Here is a 20,754-nt window from a genome sequence, read left to right as displayed (position 1 = left end):
CTCAAACCCGCTGCCGCGTTCCGCCCGCGGGCCGGCGAAGGGGCCGGTCGGCCGGTCGGCCGGTTCTGCGGAGTCAGTCGGTTGCGGTGCCGAACCATCGGGGGAGTGCGGTGAGGAGGTCACGCTGCTCGTCGCCGACCCAGGCCACGTGGCCGTCGGGACGGAGCAGCACGGCGGGCGCGTCGAGTTCCTCGCAGGCGTCGACGACGTGGTCGACCCGGTCCGCCCAGCCCTCGGCGGAGAGCCGGCCGGTGCGGTCGAGCAGGAGTCCCCGGCCGTCGCGCATCAGCTCGTAGAGGCGACCGTGCTTCAGCCCGACGTCCCGCATCCGCCGGCCGAGCAGCTCGTGCCCCTCGCCGAGGTCGTAGCGGACGTCGACTGCGGTGATCATCCCGGTCACGTACCGGTTCACCTCCTCGAAGTCCATCAGCTTCGAGAACAGCCCCCGCAACGCGGTCGGCCCCGGGTCGGCCCCCAGCAGGGTCATCTGGGCGCGGGTGTTCTCCAGTACGGCGGCGCCCACCGGGTGCCGTTCGGTGTGGTAGCTGTCCAACAGGCCTTCCGGAGCCCGGCCGTTGACGGCGGCGGCCAGCTTCCAGCCGAGGTTGAACGCGTCCTGCACGCCGAGGTTGAGTCCCTGCCCGCCGGTCGGGGGGTGGATGTGTGCCGCGTCGCCGGCGAGCAGTACCCGACCCACCCGGTACCGCTCGGCCTGCCGGGTGGCGTCGCCGAAGCGGGAGAGCCAACGCGGCGAGTGCGCCCCGAAGTCGGTGCCCGCGCAGGCCCGCATCCGCTCCTTGAACTCCTCCAGGGTGGGCGCGGTCGCCCGGTCCTCGGCCACCCCTTCGGCGGGCACCAGGACGCGGTACACCCCCCGGTTCCCGTCCACGTCGGGGAGGGCGCCGAAACGCAGTTGCGTCGTACGGACCTCCTCGACCACGGCGGCGATCGTCGCCGGGTCCTCGGTCAGCTCCATGTCCCCCAGCAGCGTCTCGACCGTGGCGGGCTCGCCGGGGAAGCCGACGCCGAGCAGTTTGCGCACCGTGCTGCGGCCGCCGTCGCAGCCGACGACGTAGCGCGAGCGCAGGTGCGTACCGTCCGCCGTCTCGACGGTCACCCCGTCCTCGTCCTGGCTCAGCCCCACCACCGAGCAGCCGCGCCGGATCTCGGTGCCGAGTTCGAGGGCGCGCTCGTCGAGCAGCCGTTCGGTGACCGGCTGCGGGGTGGCGAGGCCGTAGGGGTGGGCGGTGTCCAACCGGTCCGGCCACGACGCGGTGACGCCGCCGAAGAGACCGCCCACCCGGAACTTCTCACTGACCGCGAGGAACCGGTCCAGCAGGCCGCGCTGGTCCATCAACTCGACGCTGCGCGCGTGCAGGCCACGGCCGCGGGACTGCCCGGACGGCTCGGCCAACCTCTCCAGCACGACCACCCCTACGCCGGCCAACCGCAGCTCGCAGGCCAGCATCAGGCCCGTCGGTCCGCCACCGACCACGTCCACGTCCACGTCCACGTCCACGTCCACGTCCACGTCCACGTCCACGTCCACGTCCACGTCCACGTCCACGTCCACGTCCACGTCCATCATCACCATGCCGCCCGTTCAACGATTCGCCGTCGGCCGGTCGCGCCCCGCGTTCCGGCGGCGGCGCGCCCCGCCGCGAGACCCGCACATCGACTCGACGAGGCGTGCGTACGCGCACGTCCGTGGTGTCCGTGTTGTCCGCGGTTTCCGGCTTCGATCGGAGATTCTGCGGCACGACCGGGGCCTTGCCGCAAGGCCCCCCGTGCGCTATATCTTGAACATGGCAAGGAGTGCGCGACTCCTTGCCTTTGCTGTTTTCGGACCCCGGACCCCGGACCCCGGACCCCGGCACCCTGAAGCCCGGACCCCAATCCTCAGGACGCGCGGGACGTGGTCGCGGCGCCGGTCCGGGCCTCGCGGCTCCGCAGGACCGAGGCGAGTACCGCCCTCTGGAACGGGGGCAGGGACGGTGCCACGCGGCGGCTCATCTCCGACAGGCTCATCTCCGACCACCGGCACGACGTGTTCTTCTCAGTCATGTGCCGCGCCTACCCCGCACGAGGCCTCCGACGCCCGGGCGGCAAGGTGGGGGCACCCGCGCGGGACCCGTCAGCGTCTGCGGCTCCAACCCGACCGGCGACCGGCGCCACCGCCCGTGCGGGCGCTCGAACCGACGCCCCCGAAGTGCAGGGCCAGTACCGTCAGTCCCAGCAGCATGATGTTGACCGATGACAGGACGTCATTCGTGTCGATACCCGCCGCGTTGATGACGAACGCGATGAAGAACAGTACTGCCGCAGCGATGGCCAGCATGGGGACCTCCCTCTCGAACAACCGTGCCGACCGTGTGCCCCGCATCCCCCCGCACACACCGCCCGGTCCGGAAGCTCAGGGGCGCAGGATGGCGCAGGTGGTGGTGCCGTGGGCGTAGAGCTTGCCGTCGTGGGTGCCGATGACGCGGGCCTCGGCGGTGGCGGTGGTGCGGCCCACGTGCAGGGCGGTGCCCTCGCAGCGCAGGGTCGGGGTGTCGGCGAGGACGGGGCGGATCAGGTGGACGCCCAGTTGGACGGTGGCGTAGGTGGTGCCCGCGGGCAGCCGGGTCATCACGGACGAGCCGAGGGCCGAGTCCAGGAGGGTGGCGAGGAAGCCGCCGTGCACGGTGCCCATGTAGTTGAGGAGGTGGTCGCCCGGGTCCCCCTCGAAGGCGACGAAGCCCTCGGCGACGTCGGTCAGCCGAAAGCTCATCGTGCTCATGATCGAGGCGTCGGGGAGGGTTCCCTTGAGGGTGGCGCGGAGCATGTCGAGGCCGCTCAGGCCGTGCGGTTCGGGGGCCTCGGGGCCCGGCTGCCGGTCGTGGGTACGGGAAGGGGCCGGGGCGGGGTCGGTCGTCTCGTGCGAGGTCATCGCTCGACCCTAGGGGCACCGGCCCGTGCGACGGGAGGGACGGATCCGGCATCTTCCGGCGTGATTCAGCCGTCATCCCCGCGTCGGGCCGGTCCGGAATCCCGCCCCGATCCCCGAGCGTGGTGTGGAACCGCGGTGGTGGGGCGGGGCGTCCTCCACACACCCGGAAGATCATGAACATGAGGACCCTGCCCATGACCGCGACCGCCGCCGCCCGCTACCTCTACCTCGCCCGACACGGCGAGGCGACGCCGGACGAGAGCGAGTTGACCGACACCGGTCGCCGGCAGGCCGTGTTGCTGGGTGAACGGCTCGCGGGCGCCGCGCTCTCCGTCGTCCACCACGGTCCGCTGCCGAGGGCGGCACGGACCGCGGCCCTGATCGGCGAGCGGCTCGACGGGGTTCCGGTACGGGAGTCGGACCTGGCCGGGGACTACGTCCCGTACCTGCCGCGGCGCGAGGAACTGCCGGCGGACTCGGCCGACGCGATGCTGGAGCGGCTGGCGGCCTTCCCCGCCGAGGAGCGGGAGGGCGGTCCGGAGCGGGCCCGGGCGGCGCTCGCGCGGTTCGCCTGCCCGGTGGCGGGCGACGAACCCCGTCACGAGCTGGTCGTCACCCACGCCTTCCTGATCGGCTGGCTCGTACGGGCCGCCCTGGACGCGCCGAAGTGGCGGTGGATGGGCTTGAGTCCCGCCCATGCCGCGCTGACCGTGATCCGGTACGCGCCGGACCGGCCGGCTTCCGTGCTGCTCTACAACGACACGGGGCATCTGCCGGCGCGGTCGCGGTGGACGGGCTTCCCCGCCGAACTGCGGATCTGAGGGCGGCGGAAGGTGGACCGCGCGCGCATCGAGGCGTCGCGTCTGATCGGCACGTCACCGGTGCTCACCGCGTCGGCGGTGCTGCTCGCCGCCCTGTTGGCGCTGCACGGCCTCGTGCCCGACCTGCCGGGGCGGCCGGGGAGTCTGCTGGAGACGTTCCTGCCGTGGCTCGGTCTGCTGATCCCGGTGCTGTGGGCGGCGGCGCTGCTGCGCCGGTCGGCCGTCGTCGCGTTCGCGGCGCTGTTGCCGGTCGCCGCCTGGCTCGCGCTGTTCGGTGCTCTGCCGTTGCCCGGTACGGACGGTGAGGGCGCCGCGCCCGGTGCGGGCGACGGTCGTGCTCTGGTGGCCGTGCAGCACAACGTCGCCGACGACAATCCGGATCCGACGGGCACGGCGAGGGCGCTGGCCGCCGCGGACGCGGACCTGATCGCCTTGGAGGAGCTGACGCCGGTCGCGCTGCCCGCGTACGAGGCCGCCCTGGCCGCCGGGTATCGGCACCACACCGTCCACGGCACGGTCGGGCTCTGGTCGAGGTACCCGCTGGCGGACGCGCGACCGGTGGACATCCGGCCCACGGGGGTGGGGCCGGAATGGAACCGCGGGCTGCGGGCGACGGCCAGAACCCCGGCGGGGGACGTCGCCGTGTACGTGGCCCACCTGCCGTCCCTGCGGATCGGCGCGCACGGCTTCGGTTCGGCGCGGCGGGACGAGAGCGCGGTACGGCTCGGCGCGGCGGTCGCGGCCGAGCCGTCGCGGCGGGTGCTGCTGCTCGGGGACCTGAACGGCACGGTGGACGACCGGGGGCTGGACCCGCTCACCTCGCGGCTGACGGCGCCGGGTTCGGGTTTCGCGTTCAGCTGGCCGGCGCGCTTCCCGCTGGCCCGGATCGACCAGGTCCTGGCCCGGTCGGCGACCGTCACCCGGGTCTGGTCGCTGCCCCGGACCGGCAGCGACCACCTGCCCGTCGCCGCGCGCGTCACGCTGTGACCCCGGCGGCCGGGAACCGCCACACCCTGCGCCCCGACAGCCATCCCCGAGGCCAAGGCCCAGGCCGCCGCCTTCTCGGTCTTCAACCGCGTCGGACAGCCGGGCGACGTCGCCGACGTCGTGTCCCTCCTCGCCACCGACGACGCCCGCCTTCGGTCTGGAAGCCGAGGCACCGTCCCCCCTGAGCGCGCCTGCGGTACCGGGCGGCGCCGGCCCGGCCGGGCTTCGCCCGGGCGGCCCATGAGACCGACCCGGTGGCACGCTTCGGAGGTGGCGTGCCGCCGGGTCTTCTCACGTGCGCCGGTCGAGCCGGCACCTCCCGCCCCCGGCCGAATCACCGAGCTTGCGGGACCGTTGCCGTGCCCACCGTGCCCACCGTGTGGGTTCCACACCGCTCGCCCCGGTCTACCGAGCCGGGGTCGGCGGGTCCGTCCGGGCCGTCCGGTCGGACCCGAAGAACTCCTTGACGAGCCTTTGCGTCGCCTGGTGGAACGCCGTTGCCATGGACAGTGCGGCGTCGTCGACGTAGTTCAGGGCGGCGGTGAGGGTCCTGCTGCCGTCGGGCGTGCTGTACATGAGTGCCGCGTGGCCCGCCATGCCGCCGTTGTGGGTGATGACGGTGCCGCCGCTCTCGCCCGTGTCCTGGACGAACACCCCCAGTCCGTAGCCGACCTTGGGATGCGGCGTGCACATCTCGGTCAGCAGCGGGGCCGGCAGGAGCCTGCCTCCCACGAGTGCGGAGATGAAGGTGTGCAGGTCCCGGGTGGTCGAGATCATGTCTCCGCCGGTGGAGATCCAGGACGGGTTCTGGCGGGTGACGTCGACCGTCTCCTCCCGGCCGGCGTCCTCGTAGCGGTAGTAGGCGCGGGGATGCGGCTCCGGGATCTCCGGGTCGGTGTCCGGCAGCAGGGTTTCCGACAGTCCGAGCGGCTCCAGGATCAGGCGGCGCATCTCCTCGGCGAGCGAGCGGCCGGTGACCTTCTCGATCAGCAGCCTGGCCAGGACGTAGTTGGTGTTGGCGTAGCTCCAGTCCGTGCCCGGCTCGAAGCGCGCCGGTTTGGACAGGGCCAGCCGTATCAGCTCTTCCGGTCGGTAGGTCTTGAACCGGTTGTCCACCCACTCCCGGCCCGCGGGCGTGGCGGGGATCCCCGGTACGAACGTCCCGTCGTCGTAGTACTCGCCGGTGAAGTTGAAGATTCCGCTGGTGTGTTGCAGCAGCATCCGCACCGTGATCCTGCGGTCCAGCCCGAACTCGGGCAGGTACTCGTCCGCCGGCGTGTCCAGGCCGATCCTGCCCTCGGCCACCAGTTGCAGGACCAGGGTCGCGGTGAAGGTCTTGGTGTTGCTGCCGATCCGGACGTGGCCGTCCGTCGGCGGCTGCGCGCTCCCGCCGAGTTCGCGCACCCCGACACTGCCGACCCACGCGCCCCGCTCGTCGTGCACGCGCATCGTCACACCGGTGAAGCCGGACTCGACCATCTCCTCCATGATCTTGTGCAACTCGGCTCGTTCCGGGTGGGCTTGGTGGTCGCCGTGGTCCTGCCGACCGTGGTCGGTGGGGGTGAGGGACATGATGGTGTGCTCCTTGCTCGTCGTGGACTGTCTCGGTCGCCGACCGGTGGGCGGGATCGCCGGGCGTGAGGGGCGCCGCGCCTACAGGCTGTGGGCGGTGATGTCGCCGTAGGCGGTGGTCGCGTGGAGCGTCAGCCCGGCGGTGGCGCCTTCGGTGTTCCGGAGTGCGTTGTGGATGCGGCCGTGGCCGGTGCCGGCGTCCAGGGAGGCCGACACCCCACGGGCCGCCCCGACCGAGATGTCGCCGGCCTCGGTGCGCAGCGCGACCGTGCCGCTCACGGCCTCGGTGACGTGGAGGTCGCCCTTCTGGGTGCTGATCTCCGCCGGGCCACCGAGGCGGCCGACGGAGATGTCACCGGCGAGGAGGGTGAGACGGGCGCTCGCGGTCTCGTCGAGCTTGACCGCACCCTGCGCGCCCTCGAAGGTCACGTCACCGAGCCGGCCGACGCCCCGGAACTCGGCGGCGGCGGTCTTCGCCTCGACGTGGGAACCGGCGGGCAACTGGACCGTGATCTCGACGGATCCGGAAGCGCCGAGCACCTGGTTCTTCGCCTCCGGGGCCGTGATCCGCAGGACGCCGTCGAGGTACTCGACCGTGGTCCGCTCGGCCGCCTTCACGTCGCGGCCCTTCGAGGCGTTCGCGGGGAGGATCTCGACGGCGGTGTCGGCGCGGTCGGCGGCGATGAACCGGATACGGCCGGCGGGGATGTCGAGGACGGCGGAGACCGGGGCGGGGGTGTCGAACTTCAGCATGATGTCTTCCTTCGCTTCGCTGTTTCCGATGAGGGAAAAGCTACGTTGCGTTCGAGTATCCGGCAATCAGTTCGTTGCGCACGATGCGCATCACTGCAGGTAGAAGCCGCTGAATCGTTGCAACGGTTCTGGATTCAATGCAACAAACCTCCCGGGATTCGTTGCAATGGAATGGGAGTGAACGCTATGATGGGGCATCACACACCACGAAGGAGACCGCGATGCCGGGAGGCAGACTCACCCAGCAGGAACGCCGACAGATCGCACTGGGGGTGGCCGACGGGCTCGCCTACGCGGAGATCGCCAGAAGTCTCGACCGTCCGACCTCGACGATCACGCGTGAGGTGATGCGCAACGGCGGCCCCGCCGCCTACCGCGCCGACCTGGCCCACCGCGCCACCGAACAACGCGCCCACCGGCGCAAGCGCGCCACGCCCCGGGACGCCGGCACGCCCTCGCAGGCGCACGGACGCGATACCGAGGCCGTGCGCGCGTACGAGGAGGTGTTCGGCACCGTCTTCATGCAATCGGGCCTGCCCAGGATGACGGCCCGGGTGCTGGCCGCCCTCTACACCACCGACGCCGGCAGCCTCGGCGCCGCCGAACTCGCCGGGCGCCTCCAGGTCAGCCCGGCGACCGTCTCCAAGGCGATCGCGTTCCTGGACGACCAGGGCCTCATCCGCCGCGAACGCGACGAACGCCGCCGCGAGCGCTACGTCGTCGACGACGACGTCCTCTACCAGTCGACGATGGCCAGCGCCCGCGCCACCGCCCACCTCGGCGACGTCGCCCGGCAGGGCGTCGGCGTCCTCGGCCCCGGCACCCCGGCCGCGGCCCGCCTGGAGAACATCGCCCGCTTCGTCGACTTCATCTCCGAGAGCATCGCCCGCGCCGCGGACCAGGCCCGCGCGGTCCTCCACACAAAACCCGAACCGCCATCGGAGAACGCCACCTGAGACACGTTCGGATCGAGCCCGGAGGCGCCGGACCGGCCACCGCCGGCCAACGCCGGCCACCGCCGGGCATCGGCGCGCACTCGGGCCGCCCGACCCGGGCCGCCAAGCTTCAACCGGTGTCCGGCGCCTTGATGTCCGGCGCCCGGCGGTCAGCGGTTCACGGTCGCGGGCTGTGGGGTGTCCGGGGCCGGGGCCGACGAGCCCGCGAGTTTCAGCAGCGGGCCGGTCATCAGGGTGGTGACCAGGGCGACGACGGTGAGTATCGCGAGCAGCGGGCCATCGATGATGCCCGCCTCGTGGCCGATCTGGAGGACGACCAGCTCGGTCAGTCCGCGGGTGTTCAGCAGCACGCCCAGAGTGAACGACTCCCGCCAGGGCAGGCCCGCGTACCGCGCGGCCAGCCCCGCGCCGCCGATCTTTCCGAGGACGGCCACGGCCAGCAGGGCCGGCAGGACCAGTGCCCCACCCGAGGAGAGGTCCAGGGTCGACAGGTCCACTCCGAGCCCGAAGCCCAGGAAGAAGAAGGGCAGCAGTACGGTCTTGGACGTGGTGGCCAGCGGCTCGGCGGCGGCGACGGCGAACGGGTTGCCGGCCGGCCACACCAGGCCCACCAGGAACGCGCCGATGAGCTGGTGCACGCCGAGGGCGGCGGTCAGCGCCGCGGAGGCGGCGATCGCGGTGACGAGCACGACCCGGAGGGTGGCGGGGTCGGTGGTCTCGCCCTTGCGCGCGAACCACCCGGCCGCCGCCCGGCGCACCGGCCCCAGGTAGACGGCGACGACGACCACCGCGACGAGCCCGCGTACGGCCGCGTCCCGGTGGTCCGAGCCCTGGGACAGCGCGACGATCGCCGAAAGCGCCAGCCAGCTGCCGCCGTCACCGACGGCCGCGGCGAACAGGCTCAGCCGGCCGGGACGGGTGCGGGAGAGGCCCAGGTCCTCCAGCATGCGGGCCAGCACCGGGAACGCCGTGATGCTGATCGCGCATCCGATGAACAGGACGAAGACGGACTCCGGCAGGCCCGCGGGCGTGTAGCGGTCCGCGAGCGGCAGGGCGGCCAGGGCTCCACCGGCGAACGGGACGAACAGGGAGGCCTGGCTGACCAGCAGGCCCTGCCGGGCGGTGCCCCGCACCCGCATCGAGCAGAGCTCCTGCCCGGTGAAGAACATGAACACCGCCAGGCCGATCTGCGCGAGCCCGGAGAACATGGGCAGCACGGCCGTCGGGAACAGCCACACCGCCGCCTCGGGGGCGAGCGCGCCCAGGAGCGAGGGGCCGAGGGCGATGCCCGCGATCACCTCGCCCATCACGCGCGGCTGGCCCACCCGGACGGCGAGGCCGCCCGCGGCCCGCGACAGGGCGAGGACGACGGCCGCACCGAGGAAGAAGTGGCCGACGGAGTCGAGAGGAAACATGCGGTTCCGTTCTGCCGGACCGGGCCGGTCCGGCCCTTCGCGGTGCGGCGGTGCCGGGCCGTCAGTGGCGGGGGCGGCGGCTGAGTGCCATGCCGGCGAACAGGAAGACCGCGCCCAGGGCGCCGGCGATGACGGCCGCGGTGGTCTGGGCGGGCTGGTCGCCGGCGTGCAGGACGGCCGTCACGACGCCCATCACGCCGCTGATGTAGCAGAAGATCGTCAGGAAGATCTTGAGGCTCGGATTCATGGGGGTCCAATCGGAGAGGGGCGGTTGTTCGGGCCGGGTCAGTGGGGGGCGGTCCCCGTGGCGGTGAAGCCGAGCAGCATCACGTACGCGTCCGGGTCGGCGCGGAAGCGGTTCCAGCGGTCGGTGGCCAGCGCGAACTCGCCCAGGCTCACCACGCCGGCGGCCACGAGCGGCTGGAGGCGGCCGGGGCCCAGGTGCGGGGCGAAAGCCTCGACGGGGTGGTCGTCATTGGTGGTGGCGAACGGGCGCAGGGCCACCTCCTCGTAGCCCGCACCGCGCAGCAGCCGGGTCAGGCGGCGTCCGACGGTCCGGTCCCCGCCCGCCGATGTCTGGGCCCGGGCCAGCTTGCCGTGGATCCCGGCCAGTTCGGGGTAGGCGGGCTCGGCCAGGCCCCAGCAGGAGGCGTCGACCTCGGTCACGGCGATCCGCCCGCCGGGCCGCAGCACGCGCAGCGCCTCGGCGAGTACGGCCTGCGGGTCGGCCAGGTGCTGGAGTACATAGCGCAGCAGCACGAAGCCGACCGAGTCGTCGGGGAGCGGCAGGGCCGCGCCGTCGGCCACGAGGAGTGCGGCTCCACAGCCGGCGGCGTGGGCCAGCAGGTGGCCGTCGATGTCGACGGCGGTGTGGGCGAGGCCGGGCAGGGCGGCGCGCAGCCTGCGGGTGACCGCCCCGGAGCCGGCGCCGATCTCGACGAACGGGCCGGCGTGCGCGTCCAGGCCCGCCTCGCGCAGGATGCGCAGCTCGGCGCCGAACGACAGCTCGGCCTGGGCCTCCAGGCGGGCCAGTTCGCCGGTGAGCCCGCCGGCCGTGGTGGCGGCGGGGTCGTACGAGCCGCCGACCGGGCGGGCTCCGGCGCCCGCCCGGCCTGCCGGATCTGCCGGGGCCGGGACCGGGGCCGGGGCCGGGGCCGGGGCCGGGACGGGGGCCGGGGCCGGGGCCGGGACGGGGGCCGACGGGGGTGACGGGGGTGAGGACATCAGGGGGGACGTGGTCATCGGGGCCTCGCAGTCATCCGCATGCCGTTCTTGGGTCGCAGGGTCACCAGGGCTTCCGGCTCCACCACAAAGCCCGGCTCCAGTTCGAGTCGGGTCGCGCGCATCAGGACGGCCAGCACCAGCGTGGCCTCGATCAGGGCCAGGTGCCGGCCGATGCAGATGCGCTCGCCCCCGCCGAAGGGCAGGTAGAGGTGGCTGGGCAGGTCGGCGTCCTCGAAGCGGTCGGGTACGTACGCATCGGGCCGGTCCCAGTAGTCGGGGTGCCGGTGCAGCACCCACTGGCTGACGCACACCAGCGTCCCGGCGGGGATCTCGTAACCGCCGACGGTGTCGGGGCCCTTGGCGCGCCGGGAGATCAGCCACACCGGCGGGTAGAGGCGCATGGCCTCCTCGATCGCGCGCCGGCAGCGCACCAGGTCGGGCAGGTCGGCCGCGGTGGGCGTGCGGTCCCCGAGGACCGCGTCGAGCTCCGCCCGGACCTTCTCCGCCTCCTCCGGGTGCCGGTCGAGCAGGTACAGGGTCCACGTCAGGGCCTTGGCAGTGGTCTCGTGGCCCGCCATGACCAGGGTGAGCACCTGGTCACGCAGTTCCTCGTCGTCCAGCTCGCCGATCATCGCGTCGAGCAGGGACGCGGACCCGTGCGCGGGGGGCTGCCCGCCCGCGACCGCCCGTCGGGAGGCGATGACGGTGCGGGCGATCAACTGGAGGAACATGCGCGCCTGTACGTATCCCTTGCGGCGCAGCGCCGTGTCCGCGGGGTCCGGGTCGGGGGCCGGTACGTAGTGCCCCATGAACCGGTTGGCGGCGTCGACCGCGCGCCCGAAGCCCTCGCCGGCCGCGCCCAGGTCCACGCCGAGTACGGCGCGGGTGAGGATCGCCAGGGTCAGCGAGGTCAGGTGGTGTTCGACGGGGAGGGCGCTGCCGTCCCGCACGGCCGGCTGCCAGCGCGCCAGGAGGGCTTCGGTCTCCTCGGTGATGATGCTGTCGAAGGTGGCGACCTCGGTGCGCCGGAAGGCGGGGGCGCACTGCTTGCGCTGGCGGGCCCAGTCGGCTCCGTTGCTGGTCAGCAGCCCGTTTCCGAGGAGGGGCCGCAGCATCGCGTCGTCGGGGGTGTTGGCCTTCGTGTAGTTGGCGGTGTTGTCCTTCAGTATGTGCCTGGCCAGTTCGGGCCGGTGCAGCATGACCACCCGCTCGCCGTCGCCGACATGGCTGGTGATGTCGCCGTGGCGACGGTTCATTTCGGTCACGAAGGCCAGCGGGTCGGCACGCATGAGTGCCATGTCCACAGGGGTGTCCGGCCCCGGTGGGACGGTGCCCGCCGGTGCGGTGGTGGCTGTCACGTGAACCTCCGTGGATGGCTTGATCCGATGTACGTACGCCCCCTACGCAAGCCGGCCCCGCGATGCGTACCGGCTGTCGGTAATTCCGTAATCACCGCGGGAATTACCCCGGTTGCGCTCCCGGCAGGCACCGGGCGGCGCCTTGCGTGAGAGCATGCCTACGCAGGCAGGGCAACCGAGCCTGCGGGCGCGGGTGGTTCGGCCACAGTAACTCCCGGAAAGAATAGGCTCAATGCTTATCGGGAGCGGCCGGATACTCATTGACCGGGGGTCTTCGGATTACGTTTCCTTGCGTCTTGGCCGGGCGGTTCTCGCCGTGTGAATCTTGCTTCGTCGCCGGCTGGGCGAACGCACCGAATCCGCAGCAATCGCAAGGAATGGAGAGTCCACATGGCACTCGACCCGCAGCAGCGCGCTGAGTTCGTGAACTCCTACACCCGGGTTCTCATCAGCGCCTGGTCCGACGAGGCGTTCTCCGCCAAACTCGCCTCGGAGCCGCGGACCGCGCTCGCCGAAGCCGGCCTCGAGCTCCCGGCCGATGCCGAGGTCGTCATCGTCACCCAGGCCCCCGACGGCCACGAGCAGGGCAACCTGGACGTCCAGGTCGACCTGTGGGAGAGGGGCCTGGAGACCGGCCGCTACGAGTTCCACATCCCCGCGACCCCGACGGTCGACGCCGCCGAGCTCAGCGAGGGCGACCTGTCCGACGTCGCCGCCGGCGTGCTCGACGCCTGCAACTACTGCTGCTGCCCCTGCTGCTGCTGCACCTGACAGGTGCTCGCGCCCATTCCCACTTCGCTGGAGCGTCCGATGCCCCCTGCGCCGACGGCACATCCCGTTTCCGTACGCGGACTTTCCAAGCGGTACGGTGACGTCCAAGCCGTTCGCGACATCAGCCTCGATATTCATCGTGGCGAAGTGTTCGCACTGCTCGGGCCGAATGGCGCCGGAAAGACCACAACCGTCGACATTCTGACGGGAGTGCAGAGGCGCACTGGTGGAGACGTGCGGGTCCTCGGCCATGATCCGGCCGAGGACCCGCGGGAATGGCGGGCGAGAATAGGAGTGGTGCCCCAGACGGCGGGCGCCTATTCCGATCTGACCGTGAAAGAAGTCGTCACGCATTTCGCCGCCATGTATCCGGCCCCGCTGCCGGTCGGCGAGGTGCTGGGGATGGTGGGGCTCGGCTCCCTCCACTCCCGCCAGGCCTCCGCGCTGTCCGGCGGCCAGCAACGCCGTCTGGACGTCGCGGTCGGCGTCGTCGGCGATCCCGAACTGATCTTCTTGGACGAGCCGACCACCGGCCTGGACCCGGTGGCCCGCCGTGAGGCGTGGGAGCTCGTCCGGTACTTCGCCGACCGCGGCCGTACGACCGTCCTGACCACGCACTACCTCGACGAGGCGGAGGAACTGGCCCAGCGGGCCGGCGTCGTGGTGGGCGGCCGGCTCGTCGAGTACGGGCCGCTGGCCTCGTTCGGCGGCCGCGACCGGACGCCCTCCACCGTCTCGTTCCGTCGCGGCGAAGCACTGGCCGACGTCGCGCTGCCCGCGCTGCCGCCCGGCACCGAGGTGGTGCCGTCCGGACCGGGGACCGTGACGCTGCGCACCGCCGCGCCCTCGCACGCGTTGAGCCTGCTGCTGCCGTGGGCACGCGAGGCGGGCTCGCTGGAACTCGCGGACCTGCGCGTGCACCGGCCCACCCTCGAAGAGATCTACCTGAGTCTGATCGACAGGGAGAGCAGGGAGACCGCCGCATGACCGTGACCGTGCCCGAAACCAGGACCGCGACCCCGGACTTGTCCGGTGACGGGACGACCCGCCCGGCCGAAGCCATGCCCGCGCGCCCTGCCGCGCGCGGGGCGCGAGGGTACGCGCGGGCCTGCGCGGCGCGTTCGTCGGTCGAACTGAGAGCGTTCTTCCGCAACAAGCAGTCCCTGGTGTTCACCCTGTTCTTCCCGGTGATCCTGCTCGTCGTCTTCGGCTCGATCTTCGAGGGGAAGGTCGAGGGCACCGACACGGACTTCCGGCAGGTCTTCATGGCCGGGGTGATCGCGGCGGGCGTCATGAGCACCTCGTTCTCCGGTCTGGCCATCAACGTGGCCATCGAGCGGGACACCGGCACCATCCGCCGCCTCGCCCTGACCCCGATGCCCAAGTCGGCGTACTTCGTGGGCAAGCTCGTCCGCGTGGTGGTCACCACCATGCTGGAGACGATCCTGCTCATCGGCATCGCCGTGGCCGCGTTCGGGCTGCCCCTGCCGCAGACCGCCGAGCGGTGGAGCACCCTCGCGTGGTGCCTCGCGCTGGGCACCGCGGCCTGCGCGCTGGCCGGCACCGCCTACAGCGCGCTGATCCCCAACAGCCGTTCCGCCGCGGCCGTGGTGACGCCTGTCTTCATGGTCCTGCAGTTCATCTCGGGCGTGTTCTACCCGTTCGATCAACTGCCGCTGTGGATGCAGAACACCGCCGCCCTGTTCCCCGTGAAGTGGATGGCGCAGGGCTTCCGTTCGGTGTTCCTGCCGGACACCTTCACCGCCGTGGAGCCGGCCGGCTCCTGGGAACTGGGCCGGATCGCCCTCGTCCTGGCGCTGTGGGCGGTCGGCGGCCTGCTGGCGACCGGATTGACGTTCGACTGGCGCGGCCCGCGGGTGCGCTGAGCGGGTCCCCCCGATGACAGCGGCCGGGCGGGAGCCGGGCGAGAAGAGTGCCGTGATGAGGAGAACGCGTACATGACCAAGGCTGCCGGGCTGCCCGCCCACCTGGCCCACCCCTTCAGCCCCGCCGGGCGGGTCGACCCGTACCCGGCGTACGCATGGCTGCAGGCTCGCGACCCCGTGCACCGCGACCCGGTGACCGGCATGTGGCTGGTCACCGGGCATGCCGACTGCGCGGCTCTCCTCAAGGACCCGGCGTTCTCCGCGGCCTCGGGGCAGCGCGAGCGGTCCCGGGACGACGACCTGCCGGTGTCCATGCTGACCACGGACGGCTTCGACCACACCCGGCTGCGCGCCCCCGGCGCCCTGCTGCTGGGCCCGGCCGCCCTGGCGTCCGTGGCCGACGCGATCGCCGCCGACGCCGACGCCCTGCTCGACCGGGCCGTGGAGCGCGGCACGCCCGTCGACGCCGTGGAGGAGTTGGGCGCGCCGCTGGCCACCGCCGTGCTGGCACGGCTGTTCGGCCTGTCCGAAGACGGGCGGGAGACGCTGGCCGCACTGGCCCGTGCCGCGTCCGTCAACCTCGATCCGCTCGCCCCGCCGCACATCGCGCGCCTGGGCCGCGCCGCCATGGGCGAACTGACCCGGTTCCTCGACGCCCACACCGACCGGGCGGACCCGCACTGCCCGCTCGGCCGGCTCGCCGCCGACACCCGGCTGACCCGGCAGGAGATGCTCGGCGTCCTCGGCCTGGCCGTCGTGGGAGGCTGGCAGCCGCTGGCCGAGGCTGTCGGCAACGCCCTGTACTGGTTGCTGCCGCGCCCCGGGGTACGCGCCGCCCTGCGCCTCGCCGGCCAGGACGCGGCCGAGACCGCCGTCGACGAGCTGCTGCGCCTCGAAGCGCCGATCCCCTTCACCGCCCGCGTCACCGTCCACGACGCCGAACTTCCCGGCGGGCGCATCCCGGCCGGACAGCGGGTCCTCGCGGTGCTCGCCGCCGCCAACCGGGACCCCGCCGTCTTCGCCGACCCCGACAGCCTGGTGTGGGACCGGCGGCCCAACCCGCACCTCGCCTTCGGCGGCGGCCCCCACTTCTGTCTGGCCGCCCGCCTGGTCAAGCAGTCCGGCGCGGTGCTGCTCGGCAGGATCGTCCGCCGCTTCCCCGAGGCCGTCATCGCCGGCCCGGACCCGCGCTGGGCGCCGTCCCTGATCCCGCGCCGCCTCACCGCTCTCCCCGTCGACCTGGGCACGGACGTACGGGACGCGGCCGTACGGGACGCGGCCGGGCTGGAGGGCGCACATGCCTGAGGTGGTGGTGATCGGAGCCGGGGTCGCCGGACTGGCCTGTGCCCAGCGCCTGGCGCAGGCCGGCGTCGACGCCCTCGTCCTGGAGGCCCGGCCCCGAATCGGCGGCCGTGTCCGCACGTTCCGCCCGGCCGACGGCGGCCCGGCACTCGAACTCGGCGCGCAGGTCGTACACGGCGACCGGAACCCGGCCCACACCGTCCTCGGCCCGCTGCCCGCCGCGCCCCGCCCGTCGGCGGCGTACGTCGTGACCGGGCGCGTCGCCCGCCCGATGGGCGTCCTGGCCCGCGGCGCGAACCCGCCGTGGCTGCTGGAGGGCAGGCTCGCCGGCTACGCCCCGGCCCCCGGCGGACCCGACGGCGGGCTCAGCGTCGGCGGCTGGCTGGCGGCGAGCGGCGCCGCGCCCGCCGAGGCGGCCACGGCCCGCGAGTGGCTGCGCCAGACCTGGGCCGCGGACCCCGACCGGCTCGACGCCGCCGGGGTGGCGGCCGCGGTGCGCCAGGACGGCGGCGGCCGCGGTGAGTTCACCGTGCCCGGCGGTCTGGACCTGCTGCCCCACACCCTCGCCGAAGGGCTGGACGTGCGCACCGGCACCCCCGTCCGTCGGATCGCTGCCGACCCCGAAGGCGGCGTGCGCATCGTCACCGGTGAGGGCGAACTCACCGCGGACCGGGCGGTCCTCGCCGTACCACCCGCCGTGGTCGCCGGCGGTCTGCTCGCCGTCGACGGGCTCGGCCCGGAGAAGGCCGCCGCCGCGAGGACGCTCGTACCCGGCGACGGCTTCTGCGCCGTGGTGACCCTGACCGGCCCGGCTCCCGAAACGGCCGCCGTGTTCGACGCGGACGGCGTCGGCGGGTTCGTCTCCTGCCGGCAGGGCCGCCCCGAGGTGCTGATCGTCGCCAAGTCCGCCGCGGCCGCGTGCGTCCGGGAGGCGGCCGGGTCCGCGGTCCACCTCGCCGGGCTGCTGGCCGTGGCGCTTCCGTGGACCAGGGGCGTGGCGGTCGTGGACGTCGAGACCGCCGACTGGGCCGCCGATCCGTACAGCGGCGGGGCGTTCTGCGCGCCGGGACCCGGCACGGACCGGGCGGCCCGGGACTGGGCCCGTCCCCTGGACGGGCCGGGCGGGCGGCTGTTCTTCGCGGGGGAGGCCGCCGTGACCGGGCGGGCACTGCCGTGGCTGCAGGGCGCGTACGCCGACGGTCGGCGCGCCGCACAGGAAGTTCTGGAGGCGGGGAAGCGATGTCCTTGAACGTCCATTCGGGGTGGTACCTGGCCGCCTTCGCGTCCGAACTGGACGGTGAGGTGGTGCCGTTGGACATCGGCGGGCGCCGTCTGGTGGCCGTGCGCACGGAAGGCCGGCTACGCGTCCACGACGCCGACTGCCCGCACCGCGGCGCCCATCTCGGCCACGGCGGCCGGGTGGAGGGCGGCTGCCTGGTGTGCCCCTTCCACGGGCGGCGCATCGGGCTGGGGCAGCCCTCGGGTGAGGGCAGCCGGCCCTGGGTGCGCGAGCACGAGGTCGTCGAGTGCGGCGACGCCGTCTTCGTGCGCCTCACCGACGGGCCGGACGACGACCGCGGCCTGCGCACCGTGCTGAAGGAGCTGGCCGACTCGATGCCGCTGGTCAAGGCGGTGGAGCGGCCAGTGGCCGCGGCCGCGGACCTCATCGTCGAGAACGCCTTCGACACCGACCACTTCACGGCGCTGCACAAAGTCCACCGGATTCGCGGCATGAGGCATTCCATCGGTGTGCACGGCGAGTTGGTGATGGACGGGGAGTTCCCGATGTCCGCCTCGCCCTGGGCCGGCCGCGGTGCGGCAGCGGCGGCGCAGCCGTACGTTCCGCGCTTCCACGCGCGCGCGTACAGCCCCGGTGTCGTCGTCACCGAGTTCGGGCCCGTCGACGAGGTGCACGTCATCGTCACCGGCGCCGTGCCCGACGGGCGCGGGGGCTGTGTCGCCCGGGTCGCCGTCGGCGTGCGCGAAGGCCGCGAGAACCAGCTGCCCATGCTGGTCGCCGGCAGCGAGCGGGCCCTCGCCGAGGACATCACCGTCTGGGAGCACCTCAACCCGCGGGTGACGCCCCGCTACGACGCGGCCGACGCGGCCGTCGTCGCGTACCGGGAGTTCTGCGCGGGCTTCGCCGAACTCGGCGACGGGGAGGCATCGTGACAGAGCCCGGGACGGCGACCGGCGCCGATCACCCTGGGGGTCGCACCGGCGGGTCCGGCGGCGGCGACGGGCGCCACGTCTCCTGCGAGCCGCTGCCCGGCGAGCGGGAGGGCGCGTACGACGGGCTGCGCACCCTGACCTACGGCAGCGGCCCCACCGTGCTGTGGGTGCACGGCTACACCATGGACGCCACCCTGTGGCGGCCCTTGTGGCGGTTGCTCCCCGGACTGCGCCACGTCGGCGTGGACCTGCCGGGGCACGGCGGCTCCGAGGCGCTGCGCTCCGGGCTGACCATGCCGGAACTCGCCGCACGCGTCATGGGGTTGGCCCGTGAGCAGGAGGCCCGGCGGTGGGTGGGCCTGTCCTTCGGGTCGACCGTCGCGCTGGAGATGGCGCTCGCGTACCCGGACGAGGTCGACCGCCTCGTCGTGGGCGCGCCGACCCCGGCCGGCGGACCGCCCGACCCGGCGGCCCGCAAGCGGTACATCGAGATGCTGATGTTGCGCCGGATGCGCGGGGCGGAGGCGGCCGAGCTGTTGGCCGATCTGTGGATGGCGGCGCCGCCGGACATCTTCCGGGGCACCGAGGCCCATCCGGTGCTCCGCGCCGAGCTGCGGTCCGTCGTGGCCCGCCACTCCTGGGCCGAGTTGGACAGCGGGGCGATGGCGGGGCTCAGCGCGCACGTGCACTCCCGGGAGGACCTGGCGCGGATCACGGCCTGTACGTTCGCACTGACCGGCAGCGCCGACATGCCCGTATTCCACGACAATGCCGCTTTGTTGTCCCGGGTGGTGCCCCGCTGTCGCATCCATGTGGTTTCCGGCGCGGGTCATTTGCCCTTTCTCGAACAGCCGTGGGCCGTGGCGCCGCTGCTGCTGGAGCACCTGTTGGCCTGTTAGTCACTTAATGGGCCTGTCGATGCCCGTATAAAGTGATCAAGGGAAGCAAATCGGGGGGCGAGGGACATGCCGATATTCACGCTTGAGTTCTTTGGGATGATCCTCCAAGTAATGGGGCTGGTGGAGGAGTCTGACCTCGCCTTTCACTTCGGCCGACATCTGCTCGAGGAACGGGCGGAGCCGGTACGGACCGCGTTGAGCCTGCATTTCGCCTCACACACCGGGGTGGGGCAGGTAGGGCGTGAGGTGCGCGTGCTCGATGGCGAGGGGCGCGTGCTACGCCGCTGGGCCTACCACGGCATAGGCGGAATCCCGCCAGTTTTGCCGCCCTTCGCCGTCATGGAGCACCCGTACGCGGTCGCCCAGGCCGCCGTGCTGGCCAAGGGCGCCGGCGTGGTCGCGCTGGTCGGCGGCATCGGTTCGCCGCGGAACTCCGTGGCGCTCGCCCTGGGCGCACGCGGGTGGCGCATGGTTTCCGGCCAATACCTGGTCGTCGACCGCGTCACCGGGGAGACACTCCCCTACCAGCTGCCCCTCGAACTGCGGGGCCCCGCCCTGGAGGCCGCCCGGGCCGCCGGCCTCGCCGACGGCTCCGGCAGCGACGTACGAACGGTCTGTTCGCCCCTGACGGGCCCGTCCGTCATGGTCCGCCCGGAGCGGCTGATCACCACGGCGGACATCCGCGAACGGCTCGGCCCGGCCACGCTGGTCCGGCTCTGCAGCACGGGCGCGCAGCGGTCCCGGCTGGAGGACTGGAACTTCGCCGCCTCGGTGTGGCCCCCGGACGCCTCGTCGGACCCCGCCTTCGCGACCACCCCCCGCATGCGCCTCCTGCTGCCCGAATCGGGCGCCGCCGAAGAGGCCGCGGACCTGCTCGACGGACGACTGACCGCGACCACCCCGAAGGGAACCGCGCCGTGCCCCGCCGCACCTCCTACGTTGACGGAACTCCTTGCTGGATCGACCACGTAGGCGTCGACCCCACCGGGGCCAAGGACTTCTACGCGACCCTCTTCGGCTGGGAGTTCCGGCCCGAGGGCGGCCGGGGCTACCACCTGGTGCTGCTCGGCGGCGAGATCGTCGGCGGCCTCGGACCGAGCCCGGCGGGACCGCGCTTCGGCTCCGCGTGGACCGTGTACCTCGCGGCGAAGGACCTCGACGCCGCGGGGCGGCGGGCCGAACGGCACGGCGCCCACGTGGTGGTGGCGGGCGTCCCGGCCGGCGGCAACGGCCGCCTCAGCCTCGCCGTCGACCCCCTGGGCGCGGCCTTCGGGCTGTGGCAGGGCGCCCACGACGAGGGCGTGGTGGCCGTCGACGAGGCCGGCGCACTGACCGGCGCCGCCCTGCACACGCCGCGGCCGGGTGAGTCGGGCGAGTTCTACCGGGAGGTCTGCGGCGCCCGGCCGGAGACCGAGAAGGCGGTGGAGGCGGCGGACACACGCTGGGTGCCGCGGTTCGGGGTGGCCGACACCGGCGCCTTCGAGTACCTCGCCCGCGCGGCGGGCGCCCGTGTCCTCGCCCCGGGACTGCTGAGCGATCCCTGGGGAGCGGTGTTCGGCGTGACGGACGACTTCGGCACCGCCTGAGGGCTGTCTCCGGAACCGCCGCTCACCGACCGCCTCTCGCCGACCGCCCATTACGCAGTCCGCCGGATACGTAATCCCGCGCTGCGCATCACCTCCTGTTCATTCGCGCCGCCCGCCGTGCGA

Annotated in this window: 22 protein-coding genes; 12 read left to right on the top strand and 10 right to left on the bottom strand. The window is 73.1% G+C overall.

Annotated elements, in window-relative coordinates; genetic code table 11:
* Positions 1 to 73: 73 nt before the first annotated feature.
* From rox to OTB19_RS10040, 4 genes are all read right to left on the bottom strand, one after another.
* Entirely contained in the window at positions 74 to 1,594 is a 1,521-nt protein-coding gene (rox, locus tag OTB19_RS10055; protein ID WP_420716818.1) for a rifampin monooxygenase, read from the bottom strand.
* 305 nt (positions 1,595 to 1,899) lie between these two features.
* Complete coding sequence (locus OTB19_RS10050) at positions 1,900 to 2,064, bottom strand: hypothetical protein (RefSeq protein ID WP_267797699.1); 165 nt, start codon at positions 2,062 to 2,064, stop codon at positions 1,900 to 1,902.
* A 70-nt stretch (positions 2,065 to 2,134) separates the two neighbouring features.
* Positions 2,135 to 2,338, bottom strand: a complete 204-nt coding sequence (locus OTB19_RS10045) for a hypothetical protein (protein ID WP_267797698.1) — start codon at positions 2,336 to 2,338, stop codon at positions 2,135 to 2,137.
* A 75-nt stretch (positions 2,339 to 2,413) separates the two neighbouring features.
* Positions 2,414 to 2,929, bottom strand: coding sequence for a PaaI family thioesterase (locus OTB19_RS10040; RefSeq protein WP_267797697.1), 516 nt, complete (start codon positions 2,927 to 2,929; stop codon positions 2,414 to 2,416).
* A 194-nt stretch (positions 2,930 to 3,123) separates the two neighbouring features.
* Between OTB19_RS10040 and OTB19_RS10035 the strand changes: the two genes are divergently transcribed.
* Positions 3,124 to 3,750 (top strand): histidine phosphatase family protein, encoded by a 627-nt coding sequence (locus OTB19_RS10035; RefSeq protein WP_267797724.1) that lies wholly within the window; start codon positions 3,124 to 3,126, stop codon positions 3,748 to 3,750.
* Positions 3,751 to 3,762: 12 nt separating this feature from the next.
* On the top strand, positions 3,763 to 4,737 hold the full coding sequence (locus OTB19_RS10030) for an endonuclease/exonuclease/phosphatase family protein (RefSeq protein ID WP_267797696.1): 975 nt from the start codon (positions 3,763 to 3,765) through the stop codon (positions 4,735 to 4,737).
* Between the two features lie 405 nt (positions 4,738 to 5,142).
* Here the strand turns inward: OTB19_RS10030 and OTB19_RS10020 are convergent, their stop codons facing one another.
* Both OTB19_RS10020 and OTB19_RS10015 read right to left on the bottom strand, forming a co-directional pair.
* A complete protein-coding gene (locus OTB19_RS10020; RefSeq protein WP_267797695.1) occupies positions 5,143 to 6,309 on the bottom strand; it encodes a serine hydrolase domain-containing protein in 1,167 nt (388 codons plus the stop codon).
* Between the two features lie 81 nt (positions 6,310 to 6,390).
* Entirely contained in the window at positions 6,391 to 7,062 is a 672-nt protein-coding gene (locus OTB19_RS10015) for a DUF4097 family beta strand repeat-containing protein (protein ID WP_267797694.1), read from the bottom strand.
* Positions 7,063 to 7,283: 221 nt separating this feature from the next.
* Between OTB19_RS10015 and OTB19_RS43580 the strand changes: the two genes are divergently transcribed.
* On the top strand, positions 7,284 to 8,018 hold the full coding sequence (locus OTB19_RS43580; protein WP_420716817.1) for a helix-turn-helix domain-containing protein: 735 nt from the start codon (positions 7,284 to 7,286) through the stop codon (positions 8,016 to 8,018).
* A gap of 149 nt (positions 8,019 to 8,167) precedes the next feature.
* On the opposite strand, the gene OTB19_RS10000 is transcribed toward OTB19_RS43580, so the two are convergent.
* The 4 genes from OTB19_RS10000 to OTB19_RS09985 form a co-directional block, all read right to left on the bottom strand.
* A complete protein-coding gene (locus OTB19_RS10000; protein WP_267797693.1) occupies positions 8,168 to 9,433 on the bottom strand; it encodes a cation:proton antiporter in 1,266 nt (421 codons plus the stop codon).
* A gap of 61 nt (positions 9,434 to 9,494) precedes the next feature.
* Positions 9,495 to 9,680, bottom strand: a complete 186-nt coding sequence (locus tag OTB19_RS09995; protein ID WP_267797692.1) for a hypothetical protein — start codon at positions 9,678 to 9,680, stop codon at positions 9,495 to 9,497.
* A 38-nt stretch (positions 9,681 to 9,718) separates the two neighbouring features.
* The gene (locus tag OTB19_RS09990) at positions 9,719 to 10,675 is read right to left on the bottom strand and encodes a class I SAM-dependent methyltransferase (RefSeq protein ID WP_267797691.1); all 957 of its coding nucleotides are present in this window, start codon (positions 10,673 to 10,675) and stop codon (positions 9,719 to 9,721) included.
* A complete protein-coding gene (locus OTB19_RS09985) occupies positions 10,672 to 11,955 on the bottom strand; it encodes a cytochrome P450 (protein ID WP_267797690.1) in 1,284 nt (427 codons plus the stop codon). The genes OTB19_RS09990 and OTB19_RS09985 overlap by 4 nt, the downstream gene beginning before the upstream one ends.
* A 450-nt stretch (positions 11,956 to 12,405) precedes the next feature.
* On the opposite strand from OTB19_RS09985, the gene OTB19_RS09980 reads away from it, so the two are divergent.
* The 9 genes from OTB19_RS09980 to OTB19_RS09940 all read left to right on the top strand — a co-directional run bounded on the left by OTB19_RS09980 (position 12,406) and on the right by OTB19_RS09940 (position 20,631).
* Positions 12,406 to 12,786 (top strand): hypothetical protein, encoded by a 381-nt coding sequence (locus tag OTB19_RS09980; RefSeq protein WP_267797689.1) that lies wholly within the window; start codon positions 12,406 to 12,408, stop codon positions 12,784 to 12,786.
* 39 nt (positions 12,787 to 12,825) lie between these two features.
* Positions 12,826 to 13,773 carry an ABC transporter ATP-binding protein gene (locus OTB19_RS09975; protein ID WP_267797688.1) on the top strand — a complete coding sequence of 316 codons (948 nt, stop codon included), beginning with the start codon at positions 12,826 to 12,828 and terminating at the stop codon, positions 13,771 to 13,773.
* Complete coding sequence (locus tag OTB19_RS09970) at positions 13,770 to 14,672, top strand: ABC transporter permease (protein WP_267797687.1); 903 nt, start codon at positions 13,770 to 13,772, stop codon at positions 14,670 to 14,672. The genes OTB19_RS09975 and OTB19_RS09970 overlap by 4 nt, the downstream gene beginning before the upstream one ends.
* A 72-nt stretch (positions 14,673 to 14,744) precedes the next feature.
* The gene (locus tag OTB19_RS09965) at positions 14,745 to 15,977 is read left to right on the top strand and encodes a cytochrome P450 (protein ID WP_267797686.1); all 1,233 of its coding nucleotides are present in this window, start codon (positions 14,745 to 14,747) and stop codon (positions 15,975 to 15,977) included.
* Positions 15,970 to 17,223 carry a flavin monoamine oxidase family protein gene (locus tag OTB19_RS09960; protein WP_267797685.1) on the top strand — a complete coding sequence of 418 codons (1,254 nt, stop codon included), beginning with the start codon at positions 15,970 to 15,972 and terminating at the stop codon, positions 17,221 to 17,223. Before OTB19_RS09965 ends, OTB19_RS09960 begins: the two co-directional genes overlap by 8 nt.
* Positions 17,214 to 18,146, top strand: coding sequence for a Rieske 2Fe-2S domain-containing protein (locus tag OTB19_RS09955; RefSeq protein ID WP_267797684.1), 933 nt, complete (start codon positions 17,214 to 17,216; stop codon positions 18,144 to 18,146). Before OTB19_RS09960 ends, OTB19_RS09955 begins: the two co-directional genes overlap by 10 nt.
* Entirely contained in the window at positions 18,143 to 19,045 is a 903-nt protein-coding gene (locus OTB19_RS09950; protein WP_267797683.1) for an alpha/beta fold hydrolase, read from the top strand. The genes OTB19_RS09955 and OTB19_RS09950 overlap by 4 nt, the downstream gene beginning before the upstream one ends.
* A gap of 96 nt (positions 19,046 to 19,141) precedes the next feature.
* Complete coding sequence (locus OTB19_RS09945) at positions 19,142 to 20,017, top strand: hypothetical protein (RefSeq protein WP_267797682.1); 876 nt, start codon at positions 19,142 to 19,144, stop codon at positions 20,015 to 20,017.
* Entirely contained in the window at positions 19,963 to 20,631 is a 669-nt protein-coding gene (locus OTB19_RS09940) for a VOC family protein (RefSeq protein WP_267797681.1), read from the top strand. Before OTB19_RS09945 ends, OTB19_RS09940 begins: the two co-directional genes overlap by 55 nt.
* Positions 20,632 to 20,754 lie beyond the last annotated feature (123 nt).

Source organism: Streptomyces sp. H27-H5, assembly GCF_026627505.1.
Classification (GTDB): Bacteria; Actinomycetota; Actinomycetes; order Streptomycetales; family Streptomycetaceae; genus Streptomyces.
Note: the sequence above shows the minus strand (reverse complement) of the source record. Positions and strands in the feature narration are given on the sequence as shown.